At 65.4% G+C, this 26,668-nt stretch carries 27 protein-coding genes; 15 read left to right on the forward strand and 12 right to left on the reverse strand.

Annotated elements, in window-relative coordinates:
• Complete coding sequence (locus J5251_RS09535; RefSeq protein ID WP_139005119.1) at positions 1-291, reverse strand: DUF3040 domain-containing protein; 291 nt, start codon at positions 289-291, stop codon at positions 1-3.
• Between the two features lie 309 nt (positions 292-600).
• Between J5251_RS09535 and J5251_RS09540 the strand changes: the two genes are divergently transcribed.
• Both J5251_RS09540 and J5251_RS09545 read left to right on the forward strand, forming a co-directional pair.
• Positions 601-2,457, forward strand: a complete 1,857-nt coding sequence (locus J5251_RS09540; protein ID WP_244250882.1) for an ABC transporter permease — start codon at positions 601-603, stop codon at positions 2,455-2,457.
• Positions 2,458-3,591, forward strand: coding sequence for an ABC transporter ATP-binding protein (locus tag J5251_RS09545; protein WP_208575918.1), 1,134 nt, complete (start codon positions 2,458-2,460; stop codon positions 3,589-3,591).
• A 56-nt stretch (positions 3,592-3,647) separates the two neighbouring features.
• Here the strand turns inward: J5251_RS09545 and J5251_RS09550 are convergent, their stop codons facing one another.
• Positions 3,648-3,878, reverse strand: a complete 231-nt coding sequence (locus J5251_RS09550) for a hypothetical protein (protein WP_139005121.1) — start codon at positions 3,876-3,878, stop codon at positions 3,648-3,650.
• Between the two features lie 67 nt (positions 3,879-3,945).
• Positions 3,946-4,950, reverse strand: a complete 1,005-nt coding sequence (locus tag J5251_RS09555; RefSeq protein ID WP_348272973.1) for an NAD-dependent epimerase/dehydratase family protein — start codon at positions 4,948-4,950, stop codon at positions 3,946-3,948.
• 328 nt (positions 4,951-5,278) lie between these two features.
• On the opposite strand from J5251_RS09555, the gene J5251_RS09560 reads away from it, so the two are divergent.
• A complete protein-coding gene (locus J5251_RS09560; protein ID WP_208575919.1) occupies positions 5,279-6,118 on the forward strand; it encodes a glycosidase in 840 nt (279 codons plus the stop codon).
• Between the two features lie 58 nt (positions 6,119-6,176).
• Here J5251_RS09560 and J5251_RS09565 read toward each other — a convergent pair whose 3' ends face one another.
• Complete coding sequence (locus tag J5251_RS09565; RefSeq protein WP_208575920.1) at positions 6,177-6,314, reverse strand: hypothetical protein; 138 nt, start codon at positions 6,312-6,314, stop codon at positions 6,177-6,179.
• A 27-nt stretch (positions 6,315-6,341) separates the two neighbouring features.
• Complete coding sequence (locus J5251_RS09570) at positions 6,342-6,614, reverse strand: DUF3040 domain-containing protein (RefSeq protein ID WP_139005123.1); 273 nt, start codon at positions 6,612-6,614, stop codon at positions 6,342-6,344.
• Between the two features lie 77 nt (positions 6,615-6,691).
• On the opposite strand from J5251_RS09570, the gene J5251_RS20650 reads away from it, so the two are divergent.
• Positions 6,692-7,066 (forward strand): TetR-like C-terminal domain-containing protein, encoded by a 375-nt coding sequence (locus J5251_RS20650; protein WP_208576103.1) that lies wholly within the window; start codon positions 6,692-6,694, stop codon positions 7,064-7,066.
• Positions 7,067-7,087: 21 nt separating this feature from the next.
• On the opposite strand, the gene J5251_RS09580 is transcribed toward J5251_RS20650, so the two are convergent.
• Positions 7,088-7,816, reverse strand: coding sequence for an HAD family hydrolase (locus J5251_RS09580; RefSeq protein ID WP_208575921.1), 729 nt, complete (start codon positions 7,814-7,816; stop codon positions 7,088-7,090).
• A 217-nt stretch (positions 7,817-8,033) separates the two neighbouring features.
• On the opposite strand from J5251_RS09580, the gene J5251_RS09585 reads away from it, so the two are divergent.
• On the forward strand, positions 8,034-8,759 hold the full coding sequence (locus J5251_RS09585) for a hypothetical protein (RefSeq protein ID WP_208575922.1): 726 nt from the start codon (positions 8,034-8,036) through the stop codon (positions 8,757-8,759).
• A gap of 74 nt (positions 8,760-8,833) precedes the next feature.
• Complete coding sequence (locus J5251_RS09590; RefSeq protein WP_208575923.1) at positions 8,834-9,235, forward strand: hypothetical protein; 402 nt, start codon at positions 8,834-8,836, stop codon at positions 9,233-9,235.
• 85 nt (positions 9,236-9,320) lie between these two features.
• Here the strand turns inward: J5251_RS09590 and J5251_RS09595 are convergent, their stop codons facing one another.
• The 4 genes from J5251_RS09595 to J5251_RS20590 form a co-directional block, all read right to left on the reverse strand.
• Positions 9,321-9,935 carry a DUF305 domain-containing protein gene (locus J5251_RS09595; protein WP_208575924.1) on the reverse strand — a complete coding sequence of 205 codons (615 nt, stop codon included), beginning with the start codon at positions 9,933-9,935 and terminating at the stop codon, positions 9,321-9,323.
• Positions 9,932-10,435, reverse strand: a complete 504-nt coding sequence (locus J5251_RS09600) for a DUF6153 family protein (RefSeq protein ID WP_208575925.1) — start codon at positions 10,433-10,435, stop codon at positions 9,932-9,934. Before J5251_RS09600 ends, J5251_RS09595 begins: the two co-directional genes overlap by 4 nt.
• 106 nt (positions 10,436-10,541) lie before the next feature.
• A complete protein-coding gene (locus J5251_RS09605; RefSeq protein WP_208575926.1) occupies positions 10,542-12,686 on the reverse strand; it encodes a copper-translocating P-type ATPase in 2,145 nt (714 codons plus the stop codon).
• A 28-nt stretch (positions 12,687-12,714) separates the two neighbouring features.
• The gene (locus J5251_RS20590) at positions 12,715-13,374 is read right to left on the reverse strand and encodes a heavy-metal-associated domain-containing protein (RefSeq protein ID WP_348272975.1); all 660 of its coding nucleotides are present in this window, start codon (positions 13,372-13,374) and stop codon (positions 12,715-12,717) included.
• A gap of 18 nt (positions 13,375-13,392) precedes the next feature.
• Between J5251_RS20590 and J5251_RS09615 the strand changes: the two genes are divergently transcribed.
• From J5251_RS09615 to J5251_RS09625, 3 genes are all read left to right on the forward strand, one after another.
• Complete coding sequence (locus J5251_RS09615; RefSeq protein ID WP_208575928.1) at positions 13,393-13,800, forward strand: four-helix bundle copper-binding protein; 408 nt, start codon at positions 13,393-13,395, stop codon at positions 13,798-13,800.
• Positions 13,801-13,981: 181 nt separating this feature from the next.
• Positions 13,982-15,331 (forward strand): Na+/H+ antiporter NhaA, encoded by a 1,350-nt coding sequence (gene nhaA / locus J5251_RS09620; RefSeq protein WP_208575929.1) that lies wholly within the window; start codon positions 13,982-13,984, stop codon positions 15,329-15,331.
• 126 nt (positions 15,332-15,457) lie between these two features.
• Positions 15,458-17,041 (forward strand): HNH endonuclease, encoded by a 1,584-nt coding sequence (locus J5251_RS09625; protein ID WP_244250886.1) that lies wholly within the window; start codon positions 15,458-15,460, stop codon positions 17,039-17,041.
• 68 nt (positions 17,042-17,109) lie between these two features.
• Here the strand turns inward: J5251_RS09625 and J5251_RS09630 are convergent, their stop codons facing one another.
• On the reverse strand, positions 17,110-17,619 hold the full coding sequence (locus J5251_RS09630) for a hypothetical protein (RefSeq protein ID WP_208575930.1): 510 nt from the start codon (positions 17,617-17,619) through the stop codon (positions 17,110-17,112).
• A gap of 326 nt (positions 17,620-17,945) precedes the next feature.
• On the opposite strand from J5251_RS09630, the gene J5251_RS09635 reads away from it, so the two are divergent.
• The 6 genes from J5251_RS09635 to J5251_RS09660 all read left to right on the forward strand — a co-directional run bounded on the left by J5251_RS09635 (position 17,946) and on the right by J5251_RS09660 (position 25,075).
• Positions 17,946-20,543: a L,D-transpeptidase family protein gene (locus tag J5251_RS09635; RefSeq protein ID WP_208575931.1), complete on the forward strand. Its 2,598-nt coding sequence runs from the start codon at positions 17,946-17,948 to the stop codon at positions 20,541-20,543.
• Between the two features lie 96 nt (positions 20,544-20,639).
• Positions 20,640-22,031 (forward strand): CAP domain-containing protein, encoded by a 1,392-nt coding sequence (locus tag J5251_RS09640; protein ID WP_208575932.1) that lies wholly within the window; start codon positions 20,640-20,642, stop codon positions 22,029-22,031.
• A 56-nt stretch (positions 22,032-22,087) separates the two neighbouring features.
• Positions 22,088-23,098 (forward strand): universal stress protein, encoded by a 1,011-nt coding sequence (locus J5251_RS09645; protein ID WP_208575933.1) that lies wholly within the window; start codon positions 22,088-22,090, stop codon positions 23,096-23,098.
• An 85-nt stretch (positions 23,099-23,183) separates the two neighbouring features.
• On the forward strand, positions 23,184-24,188 hold the full coding sequence (locus J5251_RS09650; RefSeq protein ID WP_208575934.1) for a pirin family protein: 1,005 nt from the start codon (positions 23,184-23,186) through the stop codon (positions 24,186-24,188).
• Positions 24,189-24,251: 63 nt separating this feature from the next.
• Positions 24,252-24,614, forward strand: a complete 363-nt coding sequence (locus tag J5251_RS09655) for a GNAT family N-acetyltransferase (RefSeq protein WP_208575935.1) — start codon at positions 24,252-24,254, stop codon at positions 24,612-24,614.
• Entirely contained in the window at positions 24,602-25,075 is a 474-nt protein-coding gene (locus tag J5251_RS09660) for a carboxymuconolactone decarboxylase family protein (protein ID WP_205676804.1), read from the forward strand. The genes J5251_RS09655 and J5251_RS09660 overlap by 13 nt, the downstream gene beginning before the upstream one ends.
• 35 nt (positions 25,076-25,110) lie before the next feature.
• Here the strand turns inward: J5251_RS09660 and J5251_RS09665 are convergent, their stop codons facing one another.
• Positions 25,111-26,646, reverse strand: coding sequence for an FAD-dependent monooxygenase (locus J5251_RS09665; protein WP_208575936.1), 1,536 nt, complete (start codon positions 26,644-26,646; stop codon positions 25,111-25,113).
• Positions 26,647-26,668: the final 22 nt, after the last annotated feature.

Raw genomic sequence — 26,668 nt, forward strand, 5'->3', positions numbered from 1 at the left:
CTAGTGCTGGGGGCCGTGATGCACGTGCCCCCGGAACCAGTCCGTGCCGGAGACCAGCAGCCCGCCCGCGAACGCGATGACGCCCACCATCGCCAGCAGCAAGGAGTTGCCGGCGATACCGGCGAGCAGCAGCAGCGCCCCGGCCAGTGCCATCAACGCCCCGGTGCCGACTCGGTGCCCGAAGACGAGGACCCCCTTGCCGGAGAGGGATTTAGCCAGGCGTGGATCATCTTCTTCCAGCTCGTGTCCAAGCTTGTCCAGCCGTTGTCGTTCCTCATCGGATAATGACATTTCGCGCCTCCTCGAGACCGTGCCGACGTACTACAAATTTACCGCTGTTGGCTGGAAAGAGGCAGGATCTGTGCCTCGAGGATCCGGATCGCACTCAATCGTTATCCGGTCGGATCCGGGCCAGGATAACGACGGCGGGACGTTGCCGAACCGTGACAGGTAAGTCCGCTTCACAACCTGTGCGACGAACGATGCTTGCACCGAATTGGCTCGGCGGCTGGCCGCCGTTCACTTTCCCGACAACTGGCCCGGCTTAGATCGATAGCCAGTGATCCGGCAGCAGCGGGATCGGGAAGGTCCGCACCGTCTTTGAGCAACCATCTGTCCGAACGAACCCGCCAGGCTCCGGCCGAGTCCGCGGCCGCGCCCGTTCCACATCCCACGCACGACGGCGGCACCCAGCCTGCGCCGTCGGCTCATCCGGCTGCACTCCCGACCTCTCCGGCTGTACCGATGTCCCGTCCGGCGGCCGGCCAACGGCAACGTTGTGCCGGCGCCGGCCGGCGGGGACCGAAGAGGCCGGACGGTCTGGGCGCGCTCCGGCTCATGGTGTGGAGCGTGCTGACCCTTCTGGTGCTGCTGCCACTGGGCGCCGTGGCCGTGATGGGGCTGCGTGCAGAGAACCTGGCCGTCCTGGGCGGCCCGGATGTCCTTGAGGCGGCGGTGAATTCGGTGGCCTCCGCAGCCGGATCCGCGGCGCTGGCCACGGGATTCGGCGCCCTGCTGGCCATTGTGCTGGAACGCAGCAATGTCCCGGGTCGGACCGCGCTGCGCTGGGTGTTCCTGCTGCCGTTCCTGATTCCGCCGTTCATCGGTGCGATGGCGTGGATGGCGCTGCTGGCTCCCGGCGGCCCGGTCAACCTGTTCCTCCAGGGCGCTACGGGCAGCAGCGGGCCGGTGGTCAGCGTTTTCGGTGGCTGGGGTGTGGTGTTCCTGCTGGCCGTCCATTCCTATCCGATGGCCTACCTGGTCATCGCCGCGGCGCTCAAGAGGGTGCCCGGCAGCCTGGAGGAAGCCGCGCGGATCGGCGGGGCCTGCCAAACCAGGTCGCTGCTGCACGTGACGCTGCCGCTGCTGCGCCCGGGCCTGCTGGCCGCCTTCGTGCTGACCTTCGTGGCCAACCTGTCCGACTTCGGCATCCCCGCGCTGATCGGCCTGCCCGAGCGCTACACCACCTTAACCACGCTGATCTACCGCTACCTGGCTTCCGGCACCATCGGCAACCCACTGCCCGCGGTCGCGGCGATCGGCGTCGTGCTGTTGCTGCTGGCACTGGTGACGGTGCTGCTCCAGCGCCGGCTGCCCTCCGGTTCGGAACTCGAAACCGGCTCGCCGGCTACACTGCCGCTGGAGCTCGGCCGGTTCCGCAGCGCGGCCGCCGCCGGGTTGTGGCTCGCGGCGCTGGCCATCTGCGTGCTGCCGCTGCTCGCACTGGCGTCCCAGGCGCTGCTGCCAGCTCCGGGCGTTCCGCTGACTTGGGAGAACATCACGCTGGCAAACGTCGCCAACGCGGTCACCTCGCGCGGTGCCGCCGCCGGGATCGCCAACTCGGTGCTGCTGGCTGGAGGCGCCGCACTGATCTGCGGCGTACTCGGCCTGGCCGTCGGCGCGCTGCTGGTGCGGACCAGGCACCGAAGCAACACGGCGCTGGATGTGACCGCCATGCTGCCGCAGGCGCTGCCCGGGTTGGTCATCGCCGTGGCCTGGCTGCTCATCGCCCCGGCGCTGGGCATCTTCAATACGCCGTGGGTCATTCTCGGCGCCTACGTGATGGCGTTCCTGGCCATCGTGGTCCAGTCCGTGCGCGCGCCGCTGCAGTCCGTGCCCGCCGCACTGGAAGAGGCAGCGCGCATCTCGGGCGCCTCACCGGTGCGGGCGCTGGCCGATGTTGCCGGGAGGCTCGCCGCCCCCGCGGCGCTGACCGGCGTCGTCGTCGTTCTCCTGACCGCCGTGCGCGAGCTGACCATCTCGATCCTGCTGGTGGCCCCGGGCACGCAGACGCTGGGCGTGGTGATCTTCAACCTGCAGCAGGCCGGCGACTACAACTCGGCGTCCGCACTGGCGCTGCTCGTGACCCTGGTCGGCGTGGCCGGCCTGTCCCTGGCCGCCGGCCTCACCGGCGCGCGCCGGCTGCCCAACACAACCGCAACGAGTAAGAGGACCTAAATGCCAGCGATCGAGATTTCCGGCTTGCGCCACGTCTACGCCAACGGCCACGTGGCCTTGGCCGACATCGACCTCCAGGCGAACGACGGCGAGTTCCTGGCTCTGCTGGGTCCGTCCGGTTCCGGGAAAACCACCCTGCTGCGCAGCATCGCCGGCTTCCTGCGGCCCGAGGCAGGATCGCTGCGGATCGGCGGGGAGACCGTGGCGGGCGATGGCGCGTGGCTGCCGCCGGAGCGGCGGAAGCTGGGCATGGTGTTCCAGAACCATGCCATCTGGCCGCACTGGTCCGTGGCCCGCAACGTGGGGTATCCGCTGAAGCTGGCCGGGGTCCCGCGGGCCGAGACCGCCCAGCGGGTGCAGGCCGTGCTGGACCAGGTGGGGCTGGGGGAGCTGGGCGCGCGCAATCCCGTCGCCCTCTCCGGCGGGCAGCGCCAACGGGTGGCCCTGGCCCGCGCCATCGTTGCGGCCCCGCGGGCGCTGCTGCTGGACGAGGCACTGTCCTCGCTCGATGAGCCGCTGCGCGCCCGGCTCCGGCTGGAGCTAAAGTCGCTGGTCCGGGAGCAGTCCCTGACCGCCATCCACGTCACGCATGACCGGGCCGAGGCGCTGGCGCTCGCGGACAAGGTGGCGGTGCTCAACGCCGGCCGGATCGAGCAGGTGGACACGCCGGCCCAGCTGCTGCGGCGGCCCAGCACGGCGTTCGTCGCCTCCTTTGTCTCCGACGCCACCGTGTTCGAGGCGACCCTGGGCAGCAGTTTCCTGGTGTTGCAGGCAGTGGGTGCGGCGATCCCGGCGGACAGGCTCCGGCTGGTCGGATTCTCTGCGGCCCACGCGCTGTCCGCGGTGAACCGGCGGGCCGAAGCGGCAGTCTGTCCCTCCGACGTGCGGCTGGAGAAGCTGTCCTCATCAACTAACGACGGCGCCGTGATCACCTCCGCGCTGTACGGGGCGCACGGCTTCGACGTGCTCGCGGATTGGAACGGCGTTCCCCTGCGCGCCCATGTATCCGACTGGGTGCCGCGCGCCGGGGACGTGGTCAAGCCCGTGATCAAGCGCGTGCACGTCTATCCGCCGGCGGAATCGGGCACGGCCGTCAGGACAACCGGTGTCCCCCGGCAGCGTGCAGCCGCCTAAGAACAACCGGCCGCGTGGCATCACATCCAGCCAGCGGGCCTTCGAGCTAGCCCGGTTTAGGGTCCGCGCGGCGGGATGACCGGTCCGGGTTCCGGAATCGGCAGCGGGCCGGGGCCCGGCGGCGGCGGTTCCGGCGGGTTGTCCGGCTCGGGGCCGGGCAATGGGTTCGGGAACGGATCCGGCGTCATCGGATCCGGCTCACCCGGCTCATTCGGCTTGCCGGGCTCTGACGGGTGCGGCGAGGTGGGATCCGGATCCGGTTCCGGCGGCGGCTGTGGAATAGTCATGACGATGCCCCTTCTGCGCGGCGTGCTGCCAGCGTACAACCGCGATCCGAAGGCCACAATGGGACCGTTAGATCGTGGCGAGGAGCTCACGCTCTTCCAGGACGGTCAGTCCGGCCTTGCGCGGACGGTCCGGGCCGGCTGCCTGCTCCCAGGCCAGCACATCCGCCAGCGTTTCCGACAGCGGACGTAGTTCCAGCCCTGCTGCCACTGCGGCGCGGTTGTCCCGGGACGCGAAGCCGGCGTACTCGGGCAGCGGCAGCCACAGCGGCAGGGAGTGCTCGCCGGACCAGTAGTTGACGCCCGCATCGGCCAGCCATTGCGGCGCGACGGGAACCACCGGGCCCGTGTGGCCTGCGGCCTCGCGGGCAAGCTCCAGATGCGCCGGCAGCATTATCGACTCCCCGGCGGCATTGAACTTGCCGCTGACCTTGCGCTCTGCCGCCCGGACGAGCCAGGCTGCGAGGTCGCGGACATCGATTACTTGCGTAGCCAGCTCCGGCGCATCGGGCACCAGCACACTGCCGTCACCGGCTGCCGGTCGGGCGAAGCGCAGCGGCCAGTAGCCGGTGCGGTCGGAGACATCACCGGGGCCGCCGATCAGGCCGGACCGCGCGATGAGCTCCCTGCCGTGGCCAAAGGCGTCCAGCACGTGCTGCTCGCAGGCGGCCTTGGCTTCTCCATAAGTCTCCATCGACTCCATGACGTCCGCTTCCAGCGCCGGAAGCAGCGGGGCAGATTCATCGGCGCCGGGGACATGATGATCCGCATAGACGCTGCAGGAGGAGACGAAGATGTACCGGTCCGCACACCCGGAAAGGGCAGTCACCGCCCGCCGCACGTGGCCGGGCTGGCGCGACACATCGACGACGGCGTCCCAAGACTGTCGCGCGACGGCATCGTAGGCGCCCGGCGAGTCCCTGTCGGCGCGGAGGAAGGCAGCTCCGTCCGGCACCGTCCCCGACTCGCCCCGCGCCAAGGCGGTGACATCGTGACCGCGCCGCAGCGCCGCCGTCGTTATTTCTCCGCCGAGCCATGCCGTACCGCCGAGCACCAGGAACTTCATGGCTCCCATCGAACACCCGCAAGCCGCGTGGCAGCGGGGGATTCGCTGATGGTGAACCGGTACAGGCGGTGCACGATTTGATCGGTGACAGGCGGACATCACCGCTGCGCAGGCGCCAAAGGAGGCTCGGTCCTTAAGCCCGTCCGGCGCTTCCGAGACGAAGCTGAACCGGCGCGCCGTGTTCCGAATCCCGGCAGGACACAGGTAACATCATTGCGGATTGGGGAGAGCGGTGTCACAAACCGTTAAGTCATGAGGAATTAACCTTTAACTTATCCTTTCGGCATCACCGTCATGCCAAACTGCAAGTAAGCGATCGACGATGGGGAAAACCATAATGAGCACAAATCCTGCCGACCGTACTAACCTGCGGCTGAAAATTGTCCTGGACACACTGGCCGAGGCGGCTGCCTCCGGCGAGGCTGCCATGGGCGGCAGTGCAGTCCTGGCGCAGGCCATTACGCAGTTGCCCTTGAACGATGCCGAAAGCGAGCTGCTCGCCGGGGGAGTCCCGCGCGGGCACAAGTCCCTGACCACTGCCACCAGCAAGCTGGTCAAGGCCGGCTGGTTGGTCAAGAAGCGCGGCGGCTGGGTGCTGACGGACGAGGGGCTGCGCGCCGCGGCCGCTTTCCCGGATGCCGAATCCCTGACCGAGGCGCTGCAAAACGGCTCGCCGGTTCCGGCTGTCGCAGCGGCGGCCGCCAATACCTCCGGACCGAAGTCCGCGGTGGCGCAGGTTGAGGAATCCAAGCAGGCGGGGAGCCGCAAGCCTCGCGCGAAGAAGGCTGTTGCCGCAGCGGCTGTTCCTGCAGGGCCGGCCGCAACCGAGCCCGCAGTTTCCACCGAGCCCGCAGCGCCCGCCGCCGTGGACACCGCTGGGCAGCCCGCAGCCGTGGCCATCGCCGGTGACTTCAGCACCAAGCTCGGTGCACCGGAGAACTGGCAGCCGCACTTTGACGAGGTCCAGATGGAACTGGATCAGACGGATTCGCTCTGGAAGCTAACCGCGGAACTGCCCGCGGGCTTCTACACCTACAAGGTCGCGCTGGACCGGTCCTGGGAAGAGAACTACGGCGCGTTCGGCGTCCGTGACGGGGCCAACCACGAGTTCCACCACGACGGCGGCGCCCTGACCTTCCACTACGACCACAAGACCCGGGACGTCAGCCGCGTCTAGCGGTATCAGGTCCGGCGGGTCCAACTCCGTTGCCATCCGCTGGGACTGCGGTGCGCTTTCAGTTCCTGAAACGCACCGCAGTCTCACGCAGGTACTGGTCCTCCCGGACGTAGGCATAATGCGTGAGTGCCTGCCACAGCTTGGCGGCGAGCCGCGGGTCCTCCGCCTCCAGGTTGCGCAGTCCCGGCCGCTTCATCCACCCGGCGGACGTCCAGATAGCGGTTCAGTTCCGCCGGATCCAGTCCGTGGCCATCCGGAACATCCCCGCAAGCAGGGTGACCAGGCCAATGACGGACAGCACCGAGATGTTCGTCGAAATGCTGAACAGCAGGAGAACGGCGCCGACCAGCATGAGCTTGGCGCCGAAGCTCAGTTTCCAACCGGATCCTGGCTGCCGGCCCTTGCCCGACAGCGAGGCGGCGAGCCTGGGGTCTTCCGACTCCAGCTGCTGTTCCAGTTCGGCCAGCCGCCTTCTCTCCTCCTCGGACAGGGGCATGGACGGCTCCTCAAACTGGATGATGTCAGCGGGACGGTTTCCGCTCTTCGGCGGCGGACCATCAGTATACGTACCGGTTGCCGTTTCGGGGCAGGTACAGCCGGTTTTACCGCCGAGCAGCGGCATGTTCGCCCTGCCACCACCGCACCGTCTCGTCCGCTGCCGCCGCGAGCGGCGTAGGAGCCAGCCCCAGCAGCGCCTGTGTGGAGGACGAGTCCATGACGAACGGCTGTTCGAACTTTCTCGCCGATGATGTGGCCCGGATCCGTGCTGAGCTGGATCTATCTGCCCCTGAGCCGGTGGTCATCCGCGGCGTCATGGTCTGGTCCGCGCTTTTCGGTGCCGTCAGCTTCGAGGTTTTCGGGCAGTACGGGGAAAACACTTTCTCTGACCCGGCCGGACTGTTCGAGCAGCATGTGGACGCGCACATAAGGTTGCTGGGACTCGAGTAGCCGGGCGCCGCCGTCGTTGTTTTACCGGTTTTGGTCTGGTTTTACCGGTTGGCCTGCATCCGCAGCACGCGCGGCCAGCTGTCCCAGGGCGCTCGCTTCGAAGCCCGCGAGCAAGGCGGCCGGATCTTCATGGATTTCGATGGCGCCTGCGTCCCGCAGTTCGGCCTCGCCGGTGCCGCCGCAAGTCAGGCCGATGGTGGGGATGCCCAGTTCGCTGGCGGCCATTACATCCCACACGGCGTCGCCGACGAAGAGCGCATCCGCCGCCTGCAGTCCGCCCGTATCGAGGGCCGCGGCCAGGATATCCGGCGCCGGCTTGCTCTCCTGGGCATCCGAGGAGCTGGTTGTCCCCGCGACCGCCTCGTTGGTTCCGATAGCCGCGGTGAGGACGTCCAGTTCCCGCCGTTTGGACGAGGATGCCAGCACCACGGTGAGGCCCGTTCCGGAGCAGCGCTCCAGCAGGTCCTTGGCACCGTCGAACGCCCGCAGCGCCGGCCAGTAGGTGGAGAAAACGGCGCCGTGGGCATCTTCGGCCTGGCTGTCCTGGTCCTTGTCCCGGTCCTCGCCCAGCAGGTGCGCGATCAGCTTATCCGCGCCCATGCCCACCGCGCGGTGGATGGCGGCCATGGGAACATTCCGGCCCAGCTGGCGGAAAGCGTGCCACCACGAGATGGTGTGCAGGTAGTTCGAATCAACCAGGGTGCCGTCCACATCGAACAGGACGCCGAACCTGCGGTCGGTCTGCGGCATGGTCTCCTCCTGGCTGTCGGTGCGTGATGTGACCGAGTCTAGCGGCAAGTCTGCCATGCCACGGCGGGTAATAGTGGTAGAGGGTTTGATCGATCAACCTTCAACCACCCAGTTTCGGAGAGTATCCTTGGTAGTCCATCGATAGCAGTAGGGGCCAGCCGGTCGGCGCAGCACCCCCAGGACCTGCCCCCAATACTTACCGGATCGAGGTACGGCTGTGTACCAGCTCAAGGACGGATCGCCGCGTTACGGCATCCGCACCGACCATCATGACCAGGCACTGCAGCAAGACGCGCTCCCGAGGGGCGGGAGCCCGGAAACGATTGCCCGGGAGGCGTCGCAACTGGGACTGCACCATCTGGCTGCGGGTGCGGAGCACCGGCTGAACCAGTCCTGGGCAGACGAGGATGATGCGCTGCTGGTGTCGCTTCGGAACGAGAATCCGCTGGAACTTGCCGTGGCCGAGAAGATCGTCAACGAGAAGCTGGGCAGCACGAAGCAGTGGCTGCACAAGGCCCGCACCATCTATAGCCGGCGCCTCGCCCCGGTGGCCGCCCGCAGACAGACCGCGGGCATGCTGGCCAAAGCTATGTTCCTTCGGCTGTTCCTGATCGTGCTGCTGATCGGCCCGGCCGTGCTTGCGGTCAGCTTCAACGTTCCGCTGCTGGTCCTGGTGCTCATCGGCGTGGCCTCGATCCTGACGGCAATGTACCTCGGCGGCGTGGTGACGGAGTGGCTGCGGCTGCCGGTGCATCCTCCCGTCCGAGCAGGCTGGGTCAAGGAATTGCGGCAGGACGTGGTCGATGCCACCCTGCTGGCCGTGCTGCAGAACAAGCGGGCTGCTGTGGACCGCCAGACCGCTGCTGCCGCCGGGCGCGGTTGGAAACACCTGAGCTTCGTCGCGGGCCAACTCGACCGGATGGACCAGGGTCCTACGCTCTGAGTAGCCCACCGCCAAGGGGAGATTTGTGACGGAGCCGGTCTCCCGCCGTCGTACTTTGGAATAACATCGGAAGTATGCCCAGCGCTTTGGAGTCCATCGGTCTGATCACTGAGATTTTGACCTGGGTAGGGCTGGTACCGGGACTGTTGCTCCTGCTGGCTGGCTGGATTGTCCGGCATTCGGGCGTGAAGTGGCGCAGCGCGGACGGCGTGGTTTTCATGGATGGCGAGGGGACCGGATTCCGCTGGTTCGACAAGCACCACGGCTTTCTGCAGGCCAGGTTACCCGTCGAACAGGAGCGCAGCGTGGTGCCCGGATCCGACGTGCTGATCTATTACGACGCCCACCGGCCGATGACTTACCGGACCACGCCGCCGCCGGAGCGCGGCACGGTACTGCTGCTGTTGGGCAAGATCCTCACCGCCGTCGGCGTCGCGGCTTTCGTGGCGGGGCTCATCGTCATGCTGATGCTCTGACTGGTCCCGACGAAGCGGCATAAGCGGAAGTGCGCTGCCGAGCGGCGGCTCGTGTTCCCGCGCTCGGCAGCGCTGACGGCAGATGCTAGATGGCCGCGAGAAGGTTGTTCATCTTCTCAATTTCCGCTTTCTGATCCGCCACAATAGTTTCCGCAAGGGCGACGGCGTCCGGGTCTTGCCCGTTGGCGGCTTCCTCTTCGGCCATGGCGATGGCGCCCTCGTGGTGCTCGATCATCTGGGTCAGGAACAGCCGGGACGCCTCAGCGCCTAGGGATGCCTCCAGCTCCGCCAGGTCATCGGAACTCAGCATGCCTTCCATGACGTGGTCGCCGGACATCTCCATCTGTTCGTCCCAGGTTTGTAGCCAGCCGGTCATTTTCTCGATTTCCGGGGCTTGTGCGGCCTTGATGTTTTCGGCCAGTCGGGTGATCTGCGGGTCGAGATCGTCCTTGGCGAGCATGATGTCGCTCATCTGCGCGGCCTGCTCGTGGTGGGGGATCATCATCTGCGCGAACATCGCGTCGGCGCTGTTGTGGGTGCCGCCAGCGTCAGACGCGGCAGGGGCGGGGGAGTGGGACATGATGCTGTGGTCCATACCCGTTGATTCTTCGGTGGTATTCGAGCCGGTGTCCGAGCCGCAGCCGGCCAGGAAGAGGGCAGCGGCGACAGCGGTTGCCGAAATGGCGGTAAAGCGTTTCATGATGGGGTTCCTTCGAAAGTAATCTCAAACTGCTTGACTTTCATTCGCGCCGGCAGAAGTTGCGGGGGAGTGCGGCGCTGCCTTCCGCTTATGCGGGAAGGCGCAGGGGTTTTAGGTGCGGCTGATCGAGAGCTGAACGAGTGAAGGAGGACGAAGAGCAGGACGAATCCGGCAACGAGCGTCATCAGCACGCAGATTGCAGCCATCAGATACTGGTCTCCGGCACAAGGGCCGCCGGCGCACCCATCGGCGGGAAGTATGCCAGCCGCCGTGTCTGCCGAGGGGATGGCCTTGTCCGTGGCCGGCGCATGATGCATGGCATGGGCACTAGCGGCCGGAGCCGACGTGAAGTGACCGGACGTGGCCGGTACGGAAGCATGGTGCGAGACATTCAGGATGTGCATCCCGATGATGCCGAAGATGATCGCGGCCAGTCCCAGAAACAATGCCGGGGTGGGGCGTAGATGCAGACCGAGACGGGGTGCCGCGCCGTAGCTCATCGTTCCCGGCCTTTCCCTCGGGCTGCATCTGCGGGCCGCCGTCAACGATATCGAAGGGTGCGGGCCCGGGCGAAACCGCCGAGACCCGCACCCGCCGGCCGACCGGTCATTGAACCGCGGCCGGGTCCAGTTTGATACGGCGCAGCAACTGGGCGTTCAGAGCCACGACGATGGTGGACACCGACATCAGTACCGCTGCTACGGCCGGGGAGATTGCGACGCCGGCAAAGGCCAGCACACCCGCGGCCAGGGGAACGGCGATGACGTTGTAGCCGGTGGCCCAGATGAGGTTCTGGATCATCTTGCGGTAGCTGGCCCGGGACAGATCTACCATGGACAGTACTGCCCGCGGATCGTTGCCGGCCAGGACGACGCCGGCCGATTCCATCGCCACGTCGGTTCCCGCTCCAATGGCGATGCCGACCTCGGCCCTGGCAAGGGCGGGGGAGTCGTTCACACCATCGCCGACCATGGCCACCTTCAGACCACGGGACTGCAGTTCGCCGACCTTCTTGTCCTTGTCCTGTGGCAGGACCTGGGCAAAGACTTCATCGATGTTCAGCTCAGCTGCCACCGCGTCGGCGACCTGCTGCGCGTCCCCAGTGATCATGGCGACCCTGACGCCGCGCCTCTGCAGGGCGGCGATCGCCTGGCGGGATTCCTCGCGGACCTCGTCCTCCAGGCTGACGGCCCCGACAACCTGTCCGTCGCGGATCACGTGAAGCACGGAAGCGCCGCGTCCAACCCAGGGACGGGTCTGTTCCTGCAATTCCGGTGGAACCTGCAGGCCTTCGGCCGCGATCAGATTCGGTCCGCCGACCATGACGGCGGAGGCACCGACGTCTGCCTTGACGCCGCGGCCGGTCAGCGAGGCAAACGCGCTGGCGGCCGGTACGCGGAGACCGCGATTCCGGGCTGCGGTGACGATTGCCCGGGCGGAGGGATGTTCGCTGTCAGATTCCACTGCCGCGGCCAGCGCCAGAACGTCGTCGTCGTTCATTCCCTCTATTGCTGCAATGCCGGTCAGGCCAGGCTGTCCTTTCGTCAGCGTTCCCGTCTTGTCGAAGAGTACGACGTCGATAGTGCGCATCCGCTCCAGCGCCATGCGGTTCTTGATCAGGACACCGGCGCGGGCGGCCTGCTCCGTGGAGATCGCGATGACCAGCGGGATCGCCAGGCCCAGGGCGTGCGGGCAGGCGATGACGAGGACGGTAACCGTACGGATCACGGCCTCGTCGGGGCTGCCCAGGAGTACCCAAGCGATGAAGGTGATGATGCCGGCGCCGAGGGCGAAGTAGAACAGGAACGCCGCAGCCTTATCCGCCAGAGCCTGCGCTTTGGAGGAGGACGCCTGTGCTTCGGCGACCAGCCGTTGGATGCCTGCCAGCGCCGTGTCGGTGCCGACCGCGCCAACTCTGATGCGCACTGCACTGTCAGTTGCCACCGTTCCGGCCACTACGGTATCGCCGGGGCCACGCGGTACTGTCTTGGACTCACCCGTGATCATTGATTCGTCGAGCTCGGCCCGGCCTTCGATAATTTCACCGTCGGCGGGCAGGCGCGCACCGGAGCGGACCAGGACGACGTCGTTAACGGAGAGCTCGCTGATGCTTACCGTTTCCGTGCCGTGTTCAGTGATGCGTTCGGCTTCATCGGGCAGCAACTCGGCGAGGGCATCCAGAGCGCCGCGTGCCGAACCGAGGGCACGCATTTCGATCCAGTGACCCAGCAGCATGATGACTATGAGCAGGGCCAGCTCCCACCAGAAGTCCAGATTAAAGTTGCCGATGCCCAGCGTGGTGATCCAGGATGCGACGAACGCAACGGTGATCGCCATCGCAATGAGCAGCATCATGCCCGGTTGCCGACTGCGCAGTTCCGTCCAGCCGCCCTTGAGGAACGGTGTACCGCCGTAGAAGAAGATCAGCGATCCCAGGACCGGCGGGATCCATGCTGAGCCCGGGAATTCCGGAATGTGGTAGCCGAGCAGGTGGGCAAACATCGGGCTGAAATAAACCACCGGAACGGACAGCAGGAGGCTGAGCCAGAACTTGTTCTTGAACATTGCCGTGCTGTGTCCGGCGTGCTGGCCGTGCTGGTGGACGGCGTGTTCCTCGTCGACGGCGGAGTGCGCATGGCCTTTAGGCATCGCCTGTCCGTGGGTGCTGTGGTCCATGTGCTCGGCTTCGGAAACTGTCGCACGAGCGGATTGGTCTCCGGATGTGTGCCGTCGGTGGTCTTCGTGGTTCATGGTCTTACTCCCCTCCAAATCCGGCCGATCAAACCGTGCCGGCGAATTCGTATCCTGCTTCAGAGACGGCAGCGCGAAGAGCGACAAGGCTGATGTTTTCGGTGCCGTAAACCGTGACGGTGGAATCGCCGTTTGAGACGAGGTCCACTGCCACATCGGCGATGCCCTCGAGCCTGCCCAGCTTCTCGGAGACACCGGCAACGCAATGTCCGCAGGTCATGCCGGCGACTTTGAACTGCGTCGACCGGTGGCGGGTGTCGGCTGCGTCTACCGCAACCGCTGGTTCTGCTGCGTTGTTTCCTCGCGGGGAACAGCAGGCGCAGCCTGCTGAAGCTTGAATAAGCGGCAGGTTATGGCTGGATGTGCCACACATAATGATCTCCTCCAAAAGGTTTCGAGATTGGCCTCTGCCAGGACCTTCCATCAGGAAGGCACGCGCTTGAGCCGTTGTGTGGACCGTTAGGGGCGTAGGGATCACGAGGATCCGACGCTGTATTCGGTAATCATCAAGATATACCCCCTGGGGGTATAAGTCAAGGGTGCTTATGATCACTTGCTGGGCAAGGGGCAGTTGTCCCATCGTCCTGAACCTCTCCTGCATGGGCGTACAGCAAGGTTTCCCCATCCGAATGGTAAGGCTACTGTGGATTTGTGAGGCAGCCGGGCTGCCGGTTCGTTCCATAGCCATTGCAGAAGGAGCAGAACAATGAGTCACATCAAGTCCATGCTTGAGACCTACCCGAAGGATTTGGGCGGAATCGACAGACAGAAGCTGACGGACTGTATCGCGGCATGTTTTGAATGTGCGCAGACCTGTACGGCCTGCGGGGATGCGTGCCTCAGCGAGGATATGGTGGCTGAGCTGACGAAGTGCATCAGAACCAATCTCGATTGTGCGGACATCTGCGTCGTGACCGGCAAGATCCTCTCCCGCCATACCGGTTATGACGCACACGTTACCCGGGCTGTGCTGGAGGCATGCCGAGTCACAAGCAAAGCCTGTGCAGACGAGTGCGAAAACCATGCGCAGATGCACGAGCATTGCCGCGTGTGTGCCGAAGCCTGCCGTCGATGCGAGCAGGCCTGTGCTGAATTGTTGGGAGCGCTCGGCTAAACAGCGGCAAAAGGTGTCTTGCCGTCCGCCCCTTCATCTGTAATGACCTATACCCCCGTGGCCTATACCCCTGGGCGCTGTTGTTTCGCGGCGAGGGCTTGGGGACGATAGGGTGGATTCTGGTGAGCCGGGAAGTCTGGTCGGCATGAGATTTCGTCGACCCTTCCCTTAGGAGCCCCGCATGGCCCAAAGTCCCCCCGACCGTCCCCGAAAGCCGCGCGTTCTCGGCAGGGGTAGTTACGCCGAAGCCCTGCGGATCGGTGAAATCCTCCGAAAGGAGACCGTCGGCGGCGCTTTGCTCGTCGCGACGGCGTTGATCGCCCTGATTTGGGCCAACTCGCCCGCGTCCGAGAGTTACTTCGCCTTGCGGGACTTCAAGATCGGCTACGAGCCATGGCATCTCGATCTGAGTCTCGGTGCTTGGGCGGCCGATGGTCTGCTCGCGGTTTTCTTTTTCCTGGTAGGCCTGGAACTTAAGCGTGAGTTTGTTGCCGGAGATCTGCGCGATGCCCGGAAGGCGGCGGTGCCGGTGGCGGCGGCCGTTGGTGGCGTCGTCGTGCCGGCAGTGATCTATGCAGCGGTGAACTGGGGCAGCACGGATACCATCCGCGGATGGGCCATTCCGACCGCCACGGACATTGCCTTCGCCGTCGCGGTTCTTGCTGTCATTGGTTCCCATCTGCCTACTGCTTTACGGATTTTCCTGCTGACTCTGGCAGTAGTCGACGATCTGATTGCGATCGCCATCATCGCGTTCTTCTACACCAGTGAGATCCACGTTGCCCCGCTGCTGCTGACGCTTGTCCCGCTTGCTGTTTATACCCTTCTGGCGCAGAAATACCGGCGGTTCTTCGGCCTCAAGCCAGCGGCCGCGTGGCTGATCCTGCTACCGATCGGCATCGTGGCTTGGGCGCTGCTCCACGCCTCCGGTATTCACGCCACAGTTGCAGGCGTCCTGCTCGGTTTTGCCATCCCTGTACTGCGCGGCAAGACCAGCGGTGGACCCACGGCGGGACCCGGCCTCTCGGAGATTTTCGAGCACCGTTTCCGTCCCGTCTCTGCCGGCTTCGCGGTTCCGGTCTTCGCGTTCTTCTCGGCAGGAGTTGAGATCGGTGGCTTCGATGGCCTGACCGCCTCGCTTACCGACACCGTGGCCATCGGCATCATCGCGGGCCTGGTCCTAGGTAAGCCGATCGGTATCGTGGCGACCACGTGGCTGATGAGTAAGTTCACTCGCGCCGAGCTTGATCCGTCGCTGAGGTGGATCGACCTGCTTGGCATCAGCCTGCTGGCAGGAATCGGGTTTACCGTCTCGCTGCTCGTTGCCGAACTTAGTTTCGGGCTCGGCTCTGCGGCGAACGACCATGCCAAGGTCGCCATCCTCGTCGCTTCGCTGCTTGCGGCGCTGTTGGCAACGGTTGTCCTGCGTGCACGCAACCGGCACTACCGCAGGATCGAAGCAGAGGAAAAAATCGACGCCGACCACGACGGCGTTCCTGATGTTTACCAGCGGGACGCTGATGCTTCGTAGGCCCGCCACTACTCCCTGAACTCCTGATGCGCGGTCGTTTCCTGTGGCGACAGAGGGGCGGAAGGTTATCCACCACGGCATTGCCCCCTGTTGTGTGCTGCGTCACGCTCCGGTAGAATCGAATGTATGTTCGAGTCAATCGTTCCAGCTGAAATGGGGCCGGTGACGCCGGTTCCCGGCGATCCGGGTGCGGTGCTGGTCCGCGGCTGGGCCGCCGGGCTCCCGGACCTGGATCAGGAGGTTTCCGAGGGGGTGCGGATTGACCGGATCACCGCGATGGAGGAACTCAAGGCCGCCCTGGCTGCCGCGCAGGCCCGGGAGACGGAAGCGTTTGTTGCCTCCCGCCGGGAGGCCCGGGCCGCGGCCGGAATCTCCGCGGAGAAACGGGGCCGGGGACTGGCGAAGGAGATCGGCCTGGCCCGGAAGGACTCCCCGAACCGGGGCGGTAAGCATCTGGGCATGGCGACCACGTTGGTCAGGGAAATGCCGTACACCTATCAGGCGCTGGCCCAGGGCCGGCTGAATGAATGGCGGGCGACCATCCTGGTCCGCGAAACCGCCTGCCTAACCGTGGAAGACCGGGCCGCGGTGGACCGGGAACTGTGTGCTGATCCGACGACGCTGCAAGGGTGCGGGGACAAACGGATCGGGGCGCTGGCCAAGCAGGCCGCGCTGCAGCTGGACCCGCACGCGGTGGTCCGCCGGGCCGCGAAAGCCGAAACCGGACGCCATGTCTCCTGCCGTCCGGCGCCGGACACCATGGCCTACGTGAGCGCCCTGCTCCCGGTGGTGCAGGGCGTGGCCGTTACCGCCGCGCTGGTCAAGGCGGCCGACCGGTTGAAGGCACAGGGCGATGAACGCGGCCGGGGCCAGCTCATGGCCGACATCCTCGTCGAACGCGTCACCGGCCAGCCCGCCCAGAACCCGGCAAAAATCGAGGTGCAACTGGTCATGACCGACCGCACCCTGTTCCAAGGCGACTCCGAGCCCGCCCACCTCACCGGGTACGGCATCGTCCCCGCCCACTGGGCCCGCGACCTCCTCCGCACCGAGAACACCGACCACGAGAACGCAAACCGCGGCGAGGAACATACCGTCGGCAGGTTGATAAATAGCGCGGCTGGGGAAGAAAAAACCGTAGCCGGCCCCGCGGATGCCGGCACCGGAGACACCGGAACTACCGGAGAGGCCGGTACGGCAACCGGGCCGCCTGGCTTCAAGCGAAGAGCCTCCGCCGATGCGCCCGAGGTGGAAGTGTGGGTCCGCCGGCTTTACACGGCGCCCGGTACCGGGCAATTGCTCGGAATGGATTCGCGGGCACGGCTGATGCCGGCCGGAATGCAGCGGATCATCCAGGCCCGGGACCAGCTCTGCCGCACCCCCTGGTGCGACGCGCCGATCCGCCACCACGACCACGTCGTGCCCTGGCGCAACGCCGGGGACACCAGCGAGGTCAACGGGCAAGGCCTATGCGAAGCATGCAACCTCGCAAAAGAAGCCGACGGCTGGCACGCCCAAACCGTCCCCGGGCCACGGCACACCGTGGAAACCACCACCCCCACCGGGCACACCTACCAATCCACCGCACCAGCACTACCCGGCACACCACCGGCAACAGCAACAGAGCAGCCGGACGAACTGCCGAAGCCGCTGTCAACCTTCGAACAGGCACTCGGCCGCATCGACTTCCTCTACCGCCCCGCCGCCTGATAGTCGTGACGTCCGCATCTACCAAGGTAAAGGTGTTGACCCAGCTGCTTGCCAGGTAAGGAACGGCATCAGTCGCCGGCGCCAGTCAACTCATTCGGAACATGCGGTAGCTCTGCGCTCTCAATCACGTCGCCGGATTCCAGGTCGACTGCGTGGATGGACGAACTGCCCGGATCCGTCACATACGCGGTATGGCCCTGGACTGCCAGAGTAGGCCGCGGCTGTTGCCATTCCACGGGCTCCTCCCATTCATCGATCACCGGGATGCTGGCAGTGACGGCTCCGCTAGCGGGATCGATAACGTGGAGTGATCCATCCGTACCCAGTACTAAAGCTTCACCGTGTAGCCCCCGGCCAAGCGATCTGAAGGAGTAGCTCGTGCCCAGTTCGACCAGGTTCACGGTGCTGTTGCTGGTGTCGATCAGGGCGATCCGCTCGGGCCTTTCCAGCTCAGCGTCCGGGTCCGTTTTGTAATCCGCAAGTACGACGGTCGACTCTTCCGAGCCCTTCTGGTTCCCCATCCGGCAGTAGGTGTCCGGACTGTCCACCTTGGTGATCTTGCCTTCCCGGTAGACCAAGGCCCCATTTTCGCACCCAACGGTGACCGCTTCTTCTGACGCCGTTGCCTCGCCGTGCACGCCGGGGCACTGCTCGTTGCGCGTAATCTCGCGGCGGAATAAGAATCATTGCATAAGCAGAATGAGGGCTCCTTTTGCCGTTGCGGATAGAAAGGGGCGCCCCGGGTCTAACGTTTAAACAGATTTGGCCCCATAATGGCGTTTGGGGGAGTGGCAGCGACGTCGTTGACCCCATTCGGAACGAATCTCGGGGGTACATCATTAAGGGTCTCAGCGTTTTCCGCTCACGTCTGGCGGGACGAGTTGCCGTAGCAACACTTGCATCTTTGGCGCTGCTGGCCTCCGGCTTGCCGGCGCACGCCGCAGACCTGCCGGAAGTGTACGGCGCGTCGGCGACGCAACGGCCGGCCGGCGACGTGAAAGCGACGGACACCGCTACGCGGTCGACGGGGTCTCCGTCGTCAGCACCGGAACCGGATGGATCCTCCTCCGGGGTGCCGTCAGACGCCTCGGCCGATCCCACGATTAAAACGTCGGACGATGCAGGGACGACGGCTGGGACTGAAGCGCCAACGCAGACGGCAACGGGCGGGGCCAAAGCGCCCGCGGGACCGACTGCGCCTGCTGAAACTCCGGCACCAGCGGCAACCAACGTCCCGGTCGAGCCGTCCACGGCAGCGGAGACTTCCGCCCCGGCTGAAATACAGGCGCCTGAAGGGCAGTTTACTCCCGATCTCGGCGAAACGGCCCAGACGGAATCTACGGAGGAAGCACCCGAAACCGAACCGACAACGGAGGAGTCAGTCGAGGCCGAAGCGACGGCGGAGGAGGCTATCTCCGCGAAGGCCGATGAGCTGAAACTCGTGCCGCACAACGATCTTAATTGCACCCTGGTCGGTGAGGGCTGCGTGCAGACCTTCACGTCCGCCGAGCGTCCCACGGAGCGCATTGCCATCTTCTGGAGCCCGCAAACAGGGGCGCACAGCGTCGATCTGCTGCACTACATTGGCAAGAAGTACCGGAGTGAAAAGTACGAAGCCGGCAAGTACGGTTACCCCACTTCGGACGCGCCAGATACGGCGGCAGCCGGAACGGTTTCCCAGACGTTCGAGCACGGGACGATCGACAATTCCTATGTCGCCAGCGGTCAGGCTGCCATCACGGCCAAGGCGACGGCGATGGGCTACACGCAGGCCACAAACGACTTTAATTGCCTGCTGACGAGCGATGGCTGCGTGCGTACGTACAAGTCGGACGCGAAACTCATCGCTATTTACTGGACCACCGCCACCGGCGCACACGCTGTGGACCTGGCCCACGCCGTCGGCAAGGCTTACCGAAACGCCGGGTGGGAAGAGGGCAAGTACGGCTATCCGACGTCGGACATGTCCGGCGTGCCGAACACGAAGGTTTCGGTGCAGTCCTTCGAGCACGGCAAGATTGTGGACACATCGGCCCACTATGCCGCTGGCAGGAAGGCTTTGGCAGACCCGGCCTCCAAACTGAAGCTCACCGCCGTCAACGGCTACACCTGCGAGTTGCGCGACTACGGCTGCGTGCGCACGTACAAACCGGCCGGCAGCAGCAAGCGGATCGCGATCTACTGGACCCAGGCCACTGGCGCGCGGACAGTGGAACTGACCCACGCCGTCGGAAAAGCGTACAAGTTGTCCGGCTACGAGAAGGGCAAGTACGGCTACCCGACCTCGGACCTGAGCGTGAATTCGAGAACCCTGGTGGCAACGCAGAGTTTCCAGGAGGGCAAGATTGTCCACACGCCGCCGCATGTGACCGCCGGCTGGAAGGCCCTGGATGCCCGGGCCAAAGAACTGAGGTACACCGCGGTCAACGACTACAACTGCCGCCTGGCCGACAACGGTTGCGTGCGCACCTACAAGCCCTCGCTCTCGAGCAAGCGGCGCATGGCCATCTACTGGACGGCCAAGACCGGTGCCCGCACCGTGGAACTGACCCACGCCGTCGGTAAGAAGTTCACGGCGGCCAGATACGAGCGCGGCGTTCTCGGTTACCCCACGGGGGACATGAAATGCGGGTTGAAATCCAAGGGCTGCGTGCAGGTGTTCCAGAAGGGGCAGATCGCCTACTCGCCGGCGACCGGCGCCCGGTCGTTGACCGCCCAGATCAACTACAGCTGGAAGGCACGCAGCAGCCAGAACGGGACGCTGGGCTACCCACTGCAGGACGCGGTGACGCGCAGCGGCAAAACCACGCAGGTCTTCCAGGGCGGCTCGCTGATCGCCGCGAATGTCGGCGCGAGCTACCTGCCAAAGAACGAGTGCTGGGCCATCGGCGCGCACAAGACCCGCTACTACCACGGCTGGGCCGACCGCGTCTCCTTCACCATCTCGGAGAAGTACGGCACGTACAAGGCCAGCTTCATCAACTGCGTGCGGATCGGTTCCGTCTACAAGCAGGAATGGAAAACCTCCAGGGCAACCGTGGGGCTCAAGGGCTTCAAGGAACCCGGCGTCGCTTCGGGCCACACGATGTACCGCTGGTCGCCGCAGGGCAGCTTCACCGTCACCGATGCCTTCGGCGAAGGCAACCCGGGCACCGGGCTCAACTACCAGAAGCTGAACCCTCGGTCGCAGTGGTCCGGCACGCCAGGCAGCGGGTACAACAAGTACTTTGAGTCGTCCTTCAACCGCTGGCCGGACGAGCAGATGTGGCAGATTATGCGCGCTCCCACCGGGGACTACCGCCAAGGTGCGGTGATCGACTACAACCGGGGCCCGGGGCAGAAGATCACGCAAGGGGCCGGCTTCGCCATCTTCCTGCACGCGAATGCGGTCCCCACTTACGGCTGCATCGCGCTGGATCTGCCCAACGTGACTCGGTATCTGAAAACGGCCGATAAGGGCGACCGGGTTGTGATGGGTGTCCGGGCCGACATCTTCAAATAGGTCCGCAGGCAGTATCCCGCCGGTTCGGCAGCTATCAGATGACGGGCGCTGGCAGCCGTCGTTGTGACCCTCCCAGATGAAAACAGGAAAAAGACAGTGTCAAAACTTAAAGCATTAATGTCCCTCGCTCTCGGCGCCTCCGTGGCGGCCGCAGCCGTTGTGGGACCCGCACCGGCCGCCCTGGCCGCTGTGCAGCCGAACCAGGGTGCCGCCGTCGTTGTTCCGCAGGCCGCGGGCGACAGGCTCAACACCGCGAATAAGCAGCAGATCATCGACGTGTTCAACGGGATCAACAAGTTCCGGGCGAGCAAGGGCCTCAATCCGGTCAAGTTCAACGCCACCGTCTCCGAGCTGTCCGAGGACTGGTCGGACAAGATGGCCAGTACTGGCGACTTCAAGCACAACCCCGGCTACACCCAAGATCCCCGCGTTGTCGACCGCTGGTCCAATGCCGGCGAAATCATCGCCTACCGGACGGATACCCGCGGACAAGGGCTGGTGGACCAGTGGATCGGCTCGCCCGGCCATAACCGGATCATGAGCGATCCGGCGTACGACACGATCGGCGTCGGCATTTCCATCAAGAAGGACGCGAACGGGCGCGTGAAGATGTACGGCACGGTGAACTTCTTCAAGTTCCGTACGCCTCCGACCGGGCAGTACAACACGGCATCGGCGTTCTTCGGCTCCACGGCTCCCTCGCCGGCGCCCGCCCCGGCTCCTGCCGTTGTTTCTGCTCCTGCGGGACCGTCCATCCAGTCCGCCGGAGACATCCTGGCAGTGGACCAGGCCGGCGCGCTGTGGAACTACGGCACCGGCAAGAGCAACGCGAATTCATCCGCATGGAAGGTCGGTTCCGGCTTCGGCAACGCGAAGGAAGTCCACGTCGCGGATTGGAACGCGGATGAGACGATGGACATCGTGGCACAGTGGGAGAGCGGCAAGCTCAGCGTCTACCCGGGCAAGCCCGGCGGCGGTTTCTCCAGCGCCATCACCATCGGCGCGAGCGGCTGGGCCGGCTACGAAGTCACGGTCGGGAAGTGGAAGAAAACGGACCGCTACCCCTCTGTGGTTGCCAAGAGCGGCTCGGGCATCTTGTACCAGTACCCGAACCTCTCCGGCGGTAAGCTCTCGGCGCGGACCCAAGTGGACACCGGCTGGAAATCCTTGACCATCAACCAGCTCGACTGGGACAAGGACGGGAACACCGACATTGTCGCCCGCACCTCGGCCGGACAGCTGAAGCTCTACCGCACCAACGGCAACGGGAAGTTTGTTTCGGAGAGCCGCAGGATCATCGGCAACAGCGGGTGGAACTCGATGAACGCTCTGACTTCGATCCGCGGCTATAGCGGGGCAGGAACCCAGGGGCTGCTGGCCCGCTCCGATGCCGGCGTCCTGTATTACTACCAGGCGAATGATTCCGGGTGGGCCGGTCGGGTCACCGTGGGGACCGGCTGGAAAGGCATGGAGATCGCCGGCCACTAAGGCTTCTCCTGCCGCCTGGTCTACTCAGCCAGCGTGAGGACGCCTAGGGTTGAGTCATGGAAGACGTTGTACTTGTGGGTTATGACGGATCGCCGGCCAGCAGCCGCGCCTTGGACTGGGCCATTGACGAGGCCCGGCTCCGCGGCTGGCCGCTGCGGCTCGTGACCGCGTTCTCGCCGGCCCAGAACATTGCCGACCCTATGGTGGAGGGCAAATACGTCGAGCTGGAGACGCGCCGGGGCGAGTCCATGCTGCAGGAAGCCCTCGAGCGTGCCAAGAACCACGGCGTGACGGTGGAGTCCCGCGTGGTGGCGGGCAATCCTGGCGGCGTGCTCGTGGACCTCTCGAAGTCGGCCGCGCTGGCCGTGGTCGGCAAGCGGGGCCGCGGCGGATTCGCCGGCCGTCTGATGGGCAGTGTCTCCGCGGGACTGGCGGCGCACTCGAAGTGCCCGACCGTGGTGATTCCCGAAGTGACCGCTCCGGGCCGGAATGCCGGCGGCACGGAAGCGGGGCGCAGCGAAGTGCCTGCCCGCAGGACGGACACAGCACCGGTTCCTTGGCTGGTTTCGGCCCCGGATGGCATGAGCGCCGAGGGCGTGCACCCCGACGACGAGAGCCAGTCCTGGAGCTATGCTGGCCAGATTGTCATGGCCATGGATGCCCTCGGATCGAAGAATCCGGCCCTCTGGGCAGCAGCGGAAGCGGCGCAGTTCCATGCCAAGGCGCTGACCCTGGTTTCCACCCGAGCTCCGTACTACCGGGACTCGGTCTGGCTGGACCATGCCGAAGGCGCCAGCCGGTTCCGGCAGGAAGTCGCCCACGACCTGGACACCATTCTGGCCGATGTCCGCTCCCGGTATCCCGAGGTCAAGGCCAGCTGGCAGTTCTACATCGCCAAGCCTGCCGAGATCCTGGTCCAAGCCACACAGACCGCGGATCTGCTGGTGCTCGGAACCCGCGGACACGGCGGCTTTCCCGGGCTTCTGCTGGGGTCCGTCAGCCAGGCCGTCCTTCAGCACGGTGCTTCGCCCATGATGGTTGTGCCCAGGTCGAGGCAGCAGTCGTAGCAGCATTAGGCGTGCCGCGGCGGCCGTAGCGTGTACGCTATACATGTGTTTGCATGAATTGCGTGGAGGGAGAGGGCGTTGGGCAATGAGTAACCTGGAGCCGCATCCGCAGGAAATGCTCTGCGGGAATGAAGCGGAAGTGGGCGTAGCCCCGTCACGGGTGGAACTGCTGGAGCCGCGCGACGTGCCGCTCGGCGGCCCGCGGGCCATGAACGTCCGGCGCACTTTGCCGCAGCGGCAACGCTCCCTGATCGGCGCCTGGTGCTTTGTGGACCACTACGGTCCGGATGAGGTGTCCGAAACCGGCGGCATGCGCGTTCCGCCGCACCCGCACACCGGCCTGCAGACGGTGAGCTGGCTGTTCACCGGCGAGATCGAACACCGCGACAGCGCAGGATTCCACGCTTTTGTCCGGCCCGGCGAGCTGAACCTGATGACGGCGGGCCGCGGCATCTGCCACTCCGAGGTTTCCACCGCCGAATCAACGGTCCTGCACGGTGCCCAGCTGTGGGTCGCGCTGCCGGATCATGCCCGTTTCAACGATCCAGGCTTCGACCACTACACGCCGGAGCCGGTTGTCACCGATGCCTACGAACTGCGCGTCTTTATGGGTTCGCTCGCTGGCAGCGTATCCCCGGTTGCGCTGCATTCGCCGCTGCTCGGAGCGGAACTTCTGCTGAAACCGGGGCAGAGCGCCGTCTTCGACGTCGAGGAATCCTTCGAATACGGCGTCCTGGTGGACAGCGGTACCGTCCGCTTCAACGGTGCCACGGCCACCGCAGACCAGCTGGCCTACCTGCCCACCGGGCACCGGGAAATCGAGCTGACCTCGGAGACGGACGAGCCCGTCCGGCTGCTGCTGATTGGCGGCGAGCCGATGGGCGAAGCGATCGTCATGTGGTGGAACTTCGTCGGACGCGACCACGACGAGGTTGTTGAATTCCGCGCCAACTGGCAGGCCGAGATCGGCGCCGAACCGCATCAGGCCGCCACCACGGCGACCAACCAGTTCGGCACCGTGGTGGGCAACACTCTGGAGCCACTGCCCGCCCCGACACTGCCCAATGCACGTATCCGCCCGCGCCGCTAGCAGCAACGCCAGCCCGCCCTCCGGGCCAGGATTGGCGTCACATCCATCGAGGAGAGGAATACCATGTCCAACGAAACTGCCGCCGAGGCCCGGGAGATCACCGTGGTCCATGCGCCGGAGCGCCACCGCTATGAACTGCGCGACGGCGGCGCCACCATCGGCTTTACCATCTACCGGCGGCTGCAGCCCGGACAGGACCAGGTGGTGTTCGTCCACACCGAAGTCGACGATGCCTATGCTGGACAGGGGCTGGCCTCGAAGCTGGCACGCTTCGCCCTCGACGATGTGAAAGCCAGCGGCCGCCGGATCCTCCCGCTCTGCCCCTACATCGCCGCGTTCGTTCGTAAGCACCATGAGTACGACGACGTCATGGACGTCCCCGCGCAGGGCGAGGCCGAGACCGAGGAGGCCCGGTGGAGCAAGTGACGCGGGAGCGGATTTTCATCGACAAGCAGCACCCGGCGGCCTATCGGGCGCTGAACGGTCTGGGGCTCAAGGCCCGCGAAGCCGCGGATGCCGCCGGGATCGACCGCATGCTCACCGAGCTGATCAACATCCGGGTGTCCCAGATTAACGGGTGTGCGTACTGTCTGAACATGCATGTCACGGATGCGTTGGCCCTTGGGGAAACAGTGCAGCGGATCGCAGTCCTGCCGGCTTGGCGGGATACCCAGCTGTTCACCGCCCAGGAACAGGGCGCCCTGGCCCTCGCCGAATCCCTGACCGAACTGCCGGACCACGAGAGGCAGGACCAGGCCTACGCCTTTGCCCGCAAATGCCTCACGGAAGACCAGCTCTCCGCCATCAGCTGGATCACGCTGACCATGAATGCCTTCAACCGGCTCTCCATCATCAGCGAGCATCCCGTCCGACCTGCCAGCTCCTGAACCGAGGGCAGTAAGGGGCGCCGCAGCAACCGGGCTTATCGCGCCATCGCGGCAGTGAACGTTGAGACGGCGCCGACCGGCAGGGATTCGGCCGCGACAAATCCGTCGGGCCGGATCAGATAGAAGTACCCCGGCTGCAGTTTCGTGTTGCCGTTCAGGGGCAGGACCTGGACGTCCAGACCCAGCGCGGAGCGGACGTGGTGGACGGCGACGTCGTCGATCCCGCCGTAGGCGTGGACCTGCCAGGTGAGCGAGCGGAGCGTCTCGAAGTTTGAACCGGTGTACGGCAGTCTGCGTCCGACCACCTTGCTGCGGCGGCCTCTGGCAGCTTGCTTTGCTTCATCACTCATCCAGTAGTGGATCCGCACCTGGGACACGTACTCGAACAGGCGCGGAGCACCCCTGAGCCGGGGCAAAATATTCGTCGCCACCGGTGCGAGCACGGGAAGAATCAGCCTCCGGAGGGTCCGGGGCACCGGACGGGCCGAGGTGATGATGCCGAACAACCGGTCCGTGGTCGAGATCAGCCGGCGTGCAACGGGACGCCGTTCGGCCTCGTAGCGGTCGAGGTAGCGTTCCGAGGCCCGGCCCTGCAATACGTCCGCGAGTTTGAAGGCAAGGTTGTGCGCATCCTGCAACCCGGTGTTCATGCCCTGGGCGCCAACGGGGGAGTGTACGTGCGCGGCATCGCCGGCCAGGAACACCGGCCCGTCGCGGAAGACCGCCGCAGTGCGGTGGTGCACCTTGTAGGTGGAATACCAGCGCGACGGCCCGTAGGAGATGGAGTAAATCCGTTGCAGGCGCCGGCGCACGGTGTCCTCGGAAAGCTCGTCACCGCCGATATCGGAGTTCCGCACCGTGCCGATCAGCCGCACGTCTGAGTCACCGCCCATCGGAAAACCGAGCAGGAAATCCTCGGTGCCAGGCCGGACGTTGACGGCGTCAAGGGCCAGCCCCCGGACCTCTGTCGCATCCGAGACGTAGAAAGTGTGTGCGTTGGTAATTCCTTCGAACGCAATGCCGCGCGCCGAACGCACCGTCGAGGAACCGCCGTCGGCACCCACGCAGTACCGTGCGCGGACCCGCACTCCGCCGTCGTCGGTCGCCAGCGTTGCCGTCACCGGCTGAGGATCGGGCAGATCCACGTCCAAGGCGGTCAGCCGGTGCTGCCAGAACACATCGGAGCCGAGTGCCTTGAGGTTGTCCACCAGGAGTTGCTCGTTCCGGCTTTGCTCCAGGAAAGTGATGCCCGGATACGGTGTCACGCCGCGGCCCAGCCGCCCGATGGGAACCCGTCCCAGCTCGCGCGCTTCGTAGCCGAAGACCAGCTTCTGCGCCACGGTGCTCTCAGCGAGAACCTTGTCGATCACGCCAAGCTGATCGTAGATCTCCATGCTTCTGGCCTGCAGGCCCAGGGCCCGGGACTCCCGCGTCGGCTCCGATTTGCCGTCGGCCACCAGCATGGGCACGCCGAGCTTGGTCAGCCAATTGGCCAGCATCAGTCCGGTCGGTCCCGCGCCGACCACCAGGACATCGGTCTGGATCTCCCGCTCCGCCATGTCAGTCCGCACCCCGTAATCTAGCGATTTTTGC

The organism is Arthrobacter crystallopoietes (assembly GCF_017603825.1).
Classification (GTDB): Bacteria; Actinomycetota; Actinomycetes; order Actinomycetales; family Micrococcaceae; genus Crystallibacter; species Crystallibacter crystallopoietes_B.